Genomic DNA, 11,507 nt, shown 5'->3' on the forward strand with positions numbered 1-11,507 from the left:
ACCTCTGCCTATACTGATTGACAAACAGTTTCTTGAAGTGAGGGGTTGTATCATGTTGTATCTTCATGATGTATGGGTAAATTGGTTTGAAGGTGAAGAAAACGGCTATAATGTCTGTCACTTTCATGAATGGCGCAAGGATGATGGAGTGGAGCTGTTGGATCAGGCACCACTGATAAAAGTCGAGCCAATTCTTTTTAACTATATTGAAAATGATCTGTCAGAACTGCCGCAGCAGCTGCTTGACGACATTTACCAGAAGGCCTATTTGAGGAAAAACCATGAACGAGTTCAGCTTGACTATTGCTTTGTTGTAACAGATGGGGTGGGGATATTAGCCATTGATACAATTGGCTATACTATTCCGATTCGAAAAAGCAGATTAATACCGAGGCAAGAACAATTAGTTTATGAAATGATCAGTCAGCATGAAGCAAAACAATATCATTTTTATGGAAAGCCTCAAACAAAGGATTTCCATATTTTATCACCTGAACCAGATCTAATGAGGGGCTTAACTAGAAAAGAAAGACAGCTAAAACAGCTATTATTTATGGCTCTTGATCAATTGCTTTCATCCAATAACGAGGCAGAGGTACGCTATTGGTATACGGAATGGTGTCCGGAGCAGTATTCGACCATTCAAGAATTGAATTTTGAAGCTGCCTGGGAACAATTATTTGAAGAAACAAAGTATGGCTGGACAAAACGCCATGAAACGTTTTGTGAAAATCTAATTAAAGGGCAGCCGTTTTTTGAAAAGCTATGGGAAATGGAGCACGGCCCAAAAGTAAACTAAAAAGCCTGGCGCAAAAGGTATGCCTTGCACACCTTTTGCGGACAGGCTTTTAGTTTATCTTCTTTTCCTTCCCAGCCCCATAGCATTTTCCATTTTCTTAAGTGTTCTGCTAGCGACTTGGTTAGCTTTTTCAGCTCCGCGATCCAATATATCGTCCAACTCACTAGACTCCATTAAGTTGTAGTATTTTTCCTGAATCGGAATAAAGAAGTTAGCAACCACTTCAGCGAGATCGCCTTTAAAATCTCCGTAGCCTCTCCCCGTATACAACTCTTCGAGTTCTGTAATTGACTTTCCGCCAAGGATAGAATAAATGGATAACAGGTTAGATACTCCAGGTTTATTGACTGTATCAAATTTCACAACCCCATCTGAATCGGTAACAGCACTTTTAATTTTCTTCACAATTTGAATTGGCTCATCCAATGGAGTGATAAAAGCCTTTTTGTTTGGATCAGATTTACTCATTTTTTTCGTCGGCTCCTGGAGTGACATAATTCTAGCTCCAACCTTAGGCAGACTTATTTCTGGAATTGTAAGAACATCGTTATACTTCTTATTAAAACGTTCTGCCAAATCCCTCGTTAGTTCCATATGTTGCTTTTGATCCTCGCCAACAGGAACAAGATTGGCATTATACAGTAAAATATCGGCAGCCATTAATGGGGGATAAGTCAACAAACTGGCTGAAACTGCTTCTTTTCCCGAAGATTTATCTTTGAATTGTGTCATTCTTTCCAATTCTCCGATATAGGAAATACATTGCATCATCCATCCTGCCTGAGCGTGGGCAGGGACTTCTGATTGAATAAACAAGGTTGCCTTCTCCGGATTGATTCCAACGGCAAGGTATAATGCCGCTAGACTGCGAATATTTTTCCTTAATGTTTGCGGATCCTGGGGAACCGTGATGGCATGTTGGTCAACAATGCAGAAGAAGCAATTGTATTCGTTTTGTAATTCGACGAATTGTTTCAATGCCCCTATATAGTTCCCTAGTGTAATTGTTCCACTTGGTTGAATACCTGAAAAAATTGTTTTCATCTGTGTTTCCTCCTAAAATAAATAAAAAACCATTCGTCCCCAAAATTACTAGGGACGAATGGTTCGCGGGACCACCCTAAATTACTCAAAAGAGTCACTCAGTTCTAAATCACCGTACTCTGACGATTTAGATTCCTTGTAACGTAAGGAAAACGTCTATTCCTACTTGTTTAATCAAGAAAATTAAAGGTTCAGAAAGAAGCTCCAAAGTCCATTCCGTATTGCTTCGTGTTTGTTTCCACCTGCCACAAACTCTCTAAATCGAAGGAAAATACGTACTACTCTTTATCATTGCTTAACAACTGCTATTGGATTACTCACATTATAAGGGATTTACATAATTAATTTCAAGTCTGTCAAAAGTAAAATAGGAGCGTTAACATAATTAGTCCATTAATTGGTAGTGGAGAATAAGAAAAAAGTTATTTTGATATAATCTAATGAAAATTATTTCAAATTGGAAAATTATAAAATAATTATGAGGGACGGTTGTGAGAAGGATAAGGAAATAAAGTAAGGAAATTTACAAAATCTATGCAAAACATTGATTTATAAGGGAATTTTAAGCTTTCCTTTTTTAAAATGTCTTAATAAAATTAAATTATATTACAACTATTTGTAATCATAACGTAAAGAATGTATCTAATCTGTAAATTTAAAATTAAAAAATTATGTACAAATTTATTAAAATATGTATAATAGAAAATGTAGTAATTTTTCAGAATAATAGAAAAGGGAGGTCTACAAGTGAAAAAATCAAAACTTTCACTACTATTAGTATTATCGCTAGTGTTAAGCATGTTCCTTGCAGCTTGTTCTGGGAAAGATAACGCAGACAGCGGCGATAAAGGCAAAGAAGGAGATTCTGGTAAGAAAAATGTGCCTCAAGAACTAAAAATGAATATTAGTACTGAGCCATTTTCATTACACCCTGGTTTAGCAAATGATTCAACATCAGGCGGCGTTATTCGACAAGTATTTGAAGGCTTAACTCGCATCGACAAGGATGGCAAGCCTCAACCTGCAATGGCGGCAGAAATTAAAACTTCTGATGATTTGAAAACGTACACATTCAAACTTCGTGATTCTAAATGGTCAAATGGAGATCCTGTAGTTGCAGAAGACTTTGCATATGCATGGAAATGGGCAGCTGATCCTAAAAATGAATCGCAATATGCTTATCAGCTTTATTACGTTAAAAATGCACAAGCAATTAACGAAGGTACTGCTGATGCAGATACACTTGGTGTAAAAGTTGTAGATGATAAAACTTTAGAAGTTACACTTGAAAACCCAACACCTTATTTCTTGGAGTTAACAGCTTTCTATACTTATTCTCCAATTAATAGCAAAATTGCAAAAGCAAATCCTGACTGGAATAAAGATGCTGGTGATCAATATACTTCCAACGGTCCTTTCAAAATGGTGGAATGGAAGCATAGCGATAAAATTGTTCTTGAAAAGAACGATAACTATTGGGATAAAGACACAGTAAAGCTTACTAAAATTGATATGTCTATGATCAATGATGGAAATACAGAATTGAATATGTTTAAGAATGGTGAATTAGATTGGGCAGGTTCTCCACTTGGAAAACTTCCTATCGACGTTCTTCCACAGTTGAAGTCTGATGGTTCACTTCATACACAAGCAATTGCAGGGGTTTATTGGTATAAATTTAATACTGAAAAGCCACCATTGAATAATGCAAATATCCGTAAAGCACTTGCTTATGCGATTAATCGTAAGGCAATCGTAGAAAATGTAACCCTTGGTGGACAAATTCCTGCAATGGCAGTAGTTCCTCCATCCATGGTTAAAGAAAATCAAAAAGGTTACTATAAAGATGCTGACGTTGCAAAAGCAAAAGAATTCTTAGCTGCTGGCTTAAAAGATCTTGGTTTAGCAGATGCTTCTAAGCTTCCAACGATTACTCTTTCTTATAACACTGATGAAGGTCACCAAAAGATTGCACAAGCGATTCAAGATATGTGGAAAAAAGAACTTGGAATTGACGTAAAACTTGAAAACGAAGAATGGAAAGTTTACATTACTAAACTTCATTCCGGGGATTACCAAGTTGGACGTATGGGCTGGTTGGGTGACTTTAATGACCCAATTAACTTCCTAGAATTGTTCCGCGACAAAAAAGGTGGAAACAATGATACGAACTGGGAAAATGCTGATTTCAAGAAACTATTGAATGATTCTCAAACAGAACCTGATGCAGCAAAGCGTTCACAAATGTTAAAAGATGCAGAAAAGATCTTTATGGATGAAATGCCAGTTGCACCAATTTACTTCTACACTAATTCTTGGGTACAAAATGAAAAATTAAAAGGTGTCGTTGTATCCGGTCTTGGTGATGTACAATTTAAATGGGCTCATTTTGAATAAAACCCAATTAAATTTCTAAAATTAGAACAAAGGTATATGGGATTATTCCCGTATACCTTCGTCTCTTTAAAGGTTCTTTTAGCAAAATATGGAGGTGTGTCCTTTGGTAAAATATTTTAGCAAACGTTTGCTGTATATGGTTTTTTCCTTACTCTTAATTATAACGGCAACGTTTTTCTTAATGAGAATTGCACCAGGAAACCCATTTACATCTGAAAAAAAATTACCTCCTCAAATTGAGGCAAGTCTTAACGAACACTATGGACTAAATCAACCTTGGTATGTTCAATATGGTGATTATTTATATAGAATTGTTCAGTGGGATTTCGGTCCATCATTTAAATATGAATCACGGACTGTCAATGATTTGATTAATGATGGATTTCCGGTTTCATTAGCACTTGGGGTTGAAGCTATTTTATTTGCTGTTGCGGTCGGTGTTTTATTAGGAGTTATCGCTGCATTGAACCACAATAAATGGCAGGATTATTCCGCAATGGTCGTGGCCGTCTTCGGGATATCAGTTCCATCATTTATCATGGCAACGTTTTTACAATATTTCTTTGCCATTAAACTTGGTTTGTTTCCAGTTGCCAGGTGGGAAACTTTTTCACATACCATTTTACCGGCTTTGGCCCTTGGAGCAGGTCCGATGGCATATATCGCACGGTTGACTCGATCAAGCATGCTTGAGGTATTAAGTAACGATTATATTAAAACGGCGAAGGCAAAGGGCTTAAGCAAGGGTACAATGATAATGAAACATACAATTCGTAATGCTATGCTTCCAGTTGTATCTTACATGGGTCCACTATCTGCGGGTATTATTACAGGAAGTTTTGTTATCGAAAAAATATTTGGAATTCCAGGATTAGGTTCACATTTTGTTTTAAGTATTTCGAACCGAGATTATACAGTCATTATGGGTGTTACAGTCTTTTATAGTATTTTATTATTATTCTCGATTCTCCTTGTCGACATTGCATATGGACTGATTGATCCGCGTATTAAATTGGCCAGCGGAAAGAAAGGAGAATAAATCATGCAGCAAATTTCAAAAGAAAAATTTCAAATTGTTGGTGCAAAAGCATCTGATGCCGAAAAAATTTCAAAGCCAAGCCTTTCGTTTTGGAAGGATGTAACTATTCGTTTCCGAAAAAACAAGCTTGCCATGTTTGGAGTTGTCTTATTAGTAATCCTAATTTTCATGGCAATCTTTGGACCATATATGACTAAATATGATTATGCTTCAAACGATTTAATGAATACAAATAAACCGCCATCCGGAACCCATTGGTTTGGGACAGATGACCTAGGTAGGGATATGTTTACCCGGACTTGGCAAGGGGCTAGGATCTCACTATTTATCGGTGTTGCTGCAGCTCTGATTGACTTTGTAATAGGTGTCACTTGGGGTGGAATAGCTGCCTACAAGGGCGGCCGTGTTGATGAAATAATGATGCGAATTGCTGATATTTTATATGGTGTACCGTATTTACTGCTCGTCATTCTTTTAATGGTTGTATTGGGGGCAGATTTAGGGACGATGATTCTTGCGATGACCATTACCGGTTGGATCAATATGTCAAGGATTGTTCGCGGTGAGGTATTGTCTCTTAAAAGTCATGAATATGTTTTGGCTGCAAGGACACTTGGGGCAAGTGTTTCACGAGTAATGGGACGTCATTTAATCCCAAATGCAATGGGGTCAATCCTAGTCACCATGACATTAACCATTCCTTCAGCTATTTTTACTGAATCCTTTTTAAGTTTCCTTGGTCTTGGTTTAACACCACCGTTAGCAAGTTGGGGAACGATGGCAAACGACGGATTAGCATCTATTCAGTATTATCCTTGGCGATTATTTTTCCCAGCAATGCTAATTGCTATGACAATTTTCGCGTTTAACGTTATCGGTGATGGATTGCGTGATGCCTTAGATCCACGCTTACGAAATAAGGGGTGAGAATATGGAAAAGATACTTGAAGTAAAAGACTTAAAAGTCTCATTCCAGGTTTACGGGGGAGAGGTTCAAGCTGTTCGTGGTGTTAGCTTTGATCTTTTTAAAGGTGAGACTCTTGCCGTTGTTGGGGAATCTGGATCCGGTAAATCGGTTTTGACTCAAACAATCATGAAGCTAATTCCAATGCCTCCCGGAAAAATAACCGGTGGACAAATGTTATTTAATGGAGAAGATATTGTCCGTAAAACGGATAAAGAAATGGAAAAAATCCGTGGGAAAGAAATCAGTATGATTTTCCAAGATCCAATGACATCTCTTAACCCAACCATGAGAATCGGACTACAGATTATGGAAGTATTAACTAAACATCAAAATATGAAATCTACTCAAGCAAAAGAAAGAGCAGTTGAATTGCTTCGATTAGTTGGTATTCCAATGCCGGAAAAACGGGTAAATCAGTATCCACATGAATTTTCTGGTGGTATGAGGCAGCGTGCAATGATTGCGATTGCGCTTGCTGCAAACCCAAGGCTGTTAATCGCTGATGAACCAACAACAGCACTGGATGTAACCATCCAAGCTCAAATTTTGGATTTGATGAAGGATTTACAGAAGAAAATGGACACATCTATCATTTTTATTACACATGACTTAGGTGTAGTAGCAAATGTTGCGGATCGTGTCGCCGTTATGTATGCGGGTCAGATTGTTGAGGTCGGAACTGTTGATGAAATCTTTTATGATCCACGCCATCCTTATACTTGGGGTCTGCTAGCTTCGATGCCAAGCTTGGATAGTGATCAAAAAACAGAGTTGACGGCAATTCCGGGGACTCCACCGGACTTAACAAACCCTCCAAAAGGGGATGCATTTGCTGCCAGAAATGAATATGCACTGGCAATTGACTTCGAAGAGGAACCACCAATGTTCCAAATTTCGGAAACGCATTTTGCGAAAACATGGCTTCTGCATCCGGATGCGCCGAAAGTGGAACCACCTGAAGCTGTAAAACGACGGATTCGAAAATTGTCCTCTACCTTTGAAAAACCGATTCTTATAAAGGAGGGGAAATAAATGGCAGAGAAACTTTTAGAAATTTCCCATTTAAAGCAGTATTTTAATATTGGTCGTCCAAACCAAGTAAAAGCTGTTGATGATGTAAGTTTTGATATTTACAAGGGTGAAACGCTTGGTCTTGTGGGTGAATCTGGCTGCGGGAAATCGACTACTGGTCGTTCCATCATTCGATTATACAATGCCACCAGTGGACAAGTTCTCTTCAATGGAGAAAATGTTCATGGAAAAAAATCAAAATCAGAATTAAAGAAATTCAACCGCAAAATGCAAATGATTTTCCAAGACCCTTATGCATCATTAAACCCTAGAATGACGGTAGCTGATATTATTGCTGAGGGAATTGACATTCACGGTTTAGCTAAAACCAAAAAGGAACGGATGGAACGAGTATATCAATTGCTTGAAACAGTTGGACTGAATAAAGAGCACGCAAATCGTTATCCACATGAATTCTCTGGCGGTCAAAGACAAAGAATTGGAATTGCCCGAGCATTAGCAGTAGAGCCAGAGTTTATTATTGCGGATGAACCTATATCTGCTTTAGACGTTTCCATTCAAGCTCAAGTTGTAAATTTAATGAAGCAACTTCAACGTGAAAAAGGGCTTACTTATTTGTTTATCGCACACGATTTATCGATGGTCAAATATATTAGTGATCGGATCGGGGTAATGTACTTTGGAAAATTAGTAGAGTTAGCCTCTGCTGAAGATCTTTATAAAAATCCAATGCACCCATACACGAAATCACTGTTATCAGCCATTCCACTGCCTGATCCAGAATCGGAAAGAACAAGACACCGGATCATGTACGATCCTGGCATGCATAACTACAATGATAATGAAAAAGTAGAAATGCGTGAAATTAGTCCAGGCCATTTTGTTTACTGCTCTGATAAAGAATTTGAACAATACAAAGGCCAATATAAAAAATAAAACGATCTCACTTGAGATCGTTTTATTTTTCAATAAATGTTTTTTAAATATATTGAAAATTATTGACAATATCCATTAAAAAATGGAAAATAATATATAGCACTATAGTTTTACCAGGGGGACGATGATGAGAATACTGCAACAAACGATAATTATTTTTCTTTTAATAGTATTCATTTCCGCCATTCCAGTGATTATGGTAGTGAATCCTGTTGAACAAAAGCTTTATTGGGATTTTAGCAATTTAGGGCATTTGTATGTGGATTTTATTAAAGAACTCGGAAATGGCGGGCTAGGCACCTACACTTTAGGCGATCAAGAAAGATCCATTTCAGATGATATAGGGTCATATTTTATAACAAGTCTGGAATTATTGTTCTTTGGAGTACTAATAGCGGTATTTGTTAGTTTACTTTTTGGGATTTTTTTGAGTCGGTTTAAGTTAACCCGATTGATTAATATACTCCTTAACATACTTTCAACAATTCCTGATTTTATTTTAATTATTTTTTCTTTGGTATTAGCAATTATGGTCTACCAGATCACTGGTTTTAGAATCATTTCATTTAGGCAAGATGCAGGAGTATTAAATATATGGTTTCCGATGTTATTAGTAGGAATATCTCCTACCCTGTATATGTTTAAATTAGTAACCGTAAAATATTATCAATTGAGTGGAGAAGATTATATTCGAACAGCGGTTTCGAAAGGGCTGCGTGTTAATTACATAAACTTTCAACATATTTATAAAAATATTGAACCTTTTATGATAGCGGAACTTACAAAAATAGTTTCCCTGGCAATTGGCAATCTGTTTATTATTGAATATTTATTGAATGTATCAGGGATTACAAAATTTATCTTTCAAAGCTATCAATTTCAACCTGTTACAATTGGCTTGTTTTCAATGCTGCTTATTTCATTAATCGTTTATATTTCTATTAGACTAATACTTTACATATTTAAAAGAGGATTTATTTATGAATAAACTAATATCTTTCAACTATTCTCTGTTTTTTGGGGTAATGTTAACAGTTATTATTATCTTTTTAGTCATATTTGGTCCCGCAATGGCGCCGCATACAATAACTGAAACTCTTAAAACTACCTATACAAATGGGACAATATTAGCTCCTCCATTAGAACCATTTAAATCAATGGACTATCCGCTGGGGACAGATCGCTGGGGTTATGATCTTTTGTCCATGCTTCTTTACGGTGTAAGGTATACTGTAATCATTTCATTTACTGTCACGTTTATTAAAATGGCAGTTGGAACTAGTCTTGGGTTATATGTTGGTACTTGGAAGAAAACTCCACAATGGCTTGAAGCATTTGAAACTTCGTGGAGCTATGTACCTCTCTTTCTTATTCTCTTTTTCTTTCTTCAACCCATTAATTTTGATGGTAAGCTTGACTCATCGACATTAATTTATTACTTTATTTTGATTACTTCTGTTATCAGTATTCCAAGTATTGTATCTTCAGTCCGAAAAAAGTCTATCGAAATATCAAAATTTACTTATCTCGATGCAGCGCACACGTTAGGAGCGAATCGGCATCGAATTGTTTGGAAGCATATTTTTCCACAACTGAAGGAATCGTTGCTGGTTATGTTTATATTAGAAATCGTCCAAGTGATTGCACTGATGGGGCAGCTTGCATTAATGAATTTATTTATTGGCGGGACAATTTACAGACCTGATTCTAAAATTTATTTGTCGGTAACAAAGGAGATAGCGGGATTAGTTGGTTCAGCACGGGGAAATATTTATGGTGGTTCGACTTTCATTTTATATATTCCATTACTTGCTTTATTCATTATGACTGTTTCATTTAGTTTATTGGCAAACGGTTTAAAAAATCGTTATCAAGCTAATTATCAGCGGACCCCATGGATCAAAACCGGCTTTGAGCCAAAGTTAAAGCCTAAGAGAAAACTATATAAAAAAACAGGATAAACTAAATAAAGAAAGACAAAATCTTCTAGAGACTTTGTCTTTCTTCAAAACTCATTTTCTTCCGCCAACAGCTTTCCAACCTGTCCGGTATTTTGCACTCTCATCTGTAAATTCGGTTCGATGTTTACCACCGAATATTTTTTCGCCGATACCGTTGGAGATCACACCCATAAAGGCCGTCAACCCAATGATTAGCAATGCGACCATGGATAAATCAGCTATGTAACCCATCATGATAAAAACCCCTCCATTTTAACTAATCAGAATATTCATCATGCAAAATTAAATATCCTCTTACCCTTATTTTAAAAGAACTTAAGACGTATTGAAAGAGGAAAATAAATAATCAATCAGATAGGTTTCTAAAATAATGAATGCGTTTTCAATTTCCCTTTATAATTGAGAATGAAGTTAATAATATGTTAAGTAATTATTGGTTAAATAATGAAAAGCAATGGTGTACCATATTATTTAAAAAAACACCCTTAAAAAGGGTACCATCAGAAACGAACCTTTTGGAAAAGAAAGAAATGTAATTAAATTATTTACGATAAATGGTAATAATTTATGAAACCTTTTGAGGAATCATTCGTCTAATATAATGTAACAGAAAATAAGGATGTATTTTCAGCCATTCAATAATTTTTGAAAAAAGGATACCTTTTTTAGAAGCTGTGGTGTATAATTAATGATATAAATTACTTATTTATAATAATTTTAATTAAGAATACTTAATCTTTCACAATTACAAGTTTCAAATCCATTATACAGGGTATTATTAATATAAATCGTAAATTAATGAGGAGTGTGAAGAACAGATGGTAACACTATACACTTCACCAAGTTGTACATCATGTAGAAAAGCTAAATCATGGTTGGAAGAGCATGAAATCCCATACAATGAAAGAAATATTTTCTCTGAACCATTATCGATGGAGGAAATTAAAGAGATTCTTCGTATGACGGAAGACGGTACTGATGAAATCATTTCCACCAGATCAAAAACATTCCAAAAACTAGATGTAAATTTAGATTCAATGCCACTTCAAGATTTATTCCGGTTGATAAAAGATAATCCAGGGCTATTACGCCGTCCAATCATCATCGATGAAAAACGATTACAGGTTGGGTATAACGAAGATGAAATTAGACGGTTCCTGCCAAGACGAGTGAGAACGTTCCAATTGCGTGAAGCACAACGCATGGTAAATTAATTAATAAGACCTTCTAAATGGAGGTCTTTTTTTGTACAGAGATAAGAAAGTATAAATTTTGACTTTGAGAATTGTCCAGCTCCAGCGCCCTAGCGGCTAGTGTCCTTCGCTCTCCGCC

General features: G+C 36.2%; 11 protein-coding genes and 1 other annotated feature. Of the genes, 9 read left to right on the forward strand and 2 right to left on the reverse strand.

Annotation, left to right across the window (positions count from 1 at the left end):
• The first annotated feature begins 52 nt into the window (after positions 1-52).
• Positions 53-799 carry a YjbA family protein gene (locus tag BABA_RS20245; RefSeq protein ID WP_007087110.1) on the forward strand — a complete coding sequence of 249 codons (747 nt, stop codon included), beginning with the start codon at positions 53-55 and terminating at the stop codon, positions 797-799.
• A 54-nt stretch (positions 800-853) separates the two neighbouring features.
• Here the strand turns inward: BABA_RS20245 and trpS are convergent, their stop codons facing one another.
• Positions 854-1,843 (reverse strand): tryptophan--tRNA ligase, encoded by a 990-nt coding sequence (gene trpS, locus BABA_RS20250; RefSeq protein WP_007087111.1) that lies wholly within the window; start codon positions 1,841-1,843, stop codon positions 854-856.
• A gap of 47 nt (positions 1,844-1,890) precedes the next feature.
• Positions 1,891-2,144: a binding site (T-box leader), on the reverse strand.
• A 497-nt stretch (positions 2,145-2,641) separates the two neighbouring features.
• Here trpS and BABA_RS20255 point away from each other — a divergent pair.
• From BABA_RS20255 to BABA_RS20285, 7 genes are all read left to right on the forward strand, one after another.
• Positions 2,642-4,240: a peptide ABC transporter substrate-binding protein gene (locus tag BABA_RS20255; protein ID WP_051186067.1), complete on the forward strand. Its 1,599-nt coding sequence runs from the start codon at positions 2,642-2,644 to the stop codon at positions 4,238-4,240.
• Between the two features lie 103 nt (positions 4,241-4,343).
• A complete protein-coding gene (locus tag BABA_RS20260) occupies positions 4,344-5,279 on the forward strand; it encodes an ABC transporter permease (protein ID WP_007087113.1) in 936 nt (311 codons plus the stop codon).
• A gap of 3 nt (positions 5,280-5,282) precedes the next feature.
• Positions 5,283-6,206, forward strand: coding sequence for an ABC transporter permease (locus BABA_RS20265; RefSeq protein ID WP_007087114.1), 924 nt, complete (start codon positions 5,283-5,285; stop codon positions 6,204-6,206).
• A gap of 4 nt (positions 6,207-6,210) precedes the next feature.
• Complete coding sequence (locus BABA_RS20270) at positions 6,211-7,278, forward strand: ABC transporter ATP-binding protein (RefSeq protein WP_007087115.1); 1,068 nt, start codon at positions 6,211-6,213, stop codon at positions 7,276-7,278.
• The gene (locus BABA_RS20275) at positions 7,279-8,214 is read left to right on the forward strand and encodes an ABC transporter ATP-binding protein (RefSeq protein WP_007087116.1); all 936 of its coding nucleotides are present in this window, start codon (positions 7,279-7,281) and stop codon (positions 8,212-8,214) included. It begins immediately after the preceding gene.
• 127 nt (positions 8,215-8,341) lie between these two features.
• Positions 8,342-9,202 carry an ABC transporter permease subunit gene (locus tag BABA_RS20280; RefSeq protein ID WP_007087117.1) on the forward strand — a complete coding sequence of 287 codons (861 nt, stop codon included), beginning with the start codon at positions 8,342-8,344 and terminating at the stop codon, positions 9,200-9,202.
• Positions 9,195-10,175 (forward strand): ABC transporter permease subunit, encoded by a 981-nt coding sequence (locus BABA_RS20285; RefSeq protein ID WP_007087118.1) that lies wholly within the window; start codon positions 9,195-9,197, stop codon positions 10,173-10,175. Before BABA_RS20280 ends, BABA_RS20285 begins: the two co-directional genes overlap by 8 nt.
• A gap of 51 nt (positions 10,176-10,226) precedes the next feature.
• On the opposite strand, the gene BABA_RS20290 is transcribed toward BABA_RS20285, so the two are convergent.
• Positions 10,227-10,409 (reverse strand): hypothetical protein, encoded by a 183-nt coding sequence (locus BABA_RS20290; protein ID WP_007087119.1) that lies wholly within the window; start codon positions 10,407-10,409, stop codon positions 10,227-10,229.
• Between the two features lie 584 nt (positions 10,410-10,993).
• Between BABA_RS20290 and spxA the strand changes: the two genes are divergently transcribed.
• Positions 10,994-11,389: a transcriptional regulator SpxA gene (gene spxA, locus BABA_RS20295; RefSeq protein WP_007087120.1), complete on the forward strand. Its 396-nt coding sequence runs from the start codon at positions 10,994-10,996 to the stop codon at positions 11,387-11,389.
• Positions 11,390-11,507 lie beyond the last annotated feature (118 nt).

The organism is Neobacillus bataviensis LMG 21833 (genome assembly GCF_000307875.1).
GTDB classification, from domain to species: domain Bacteria; phylum Bacillota; class Bacilli; order Bacillales; family Cytobacillaceae; genus Neobacillus; species Neobacillus bataviensis.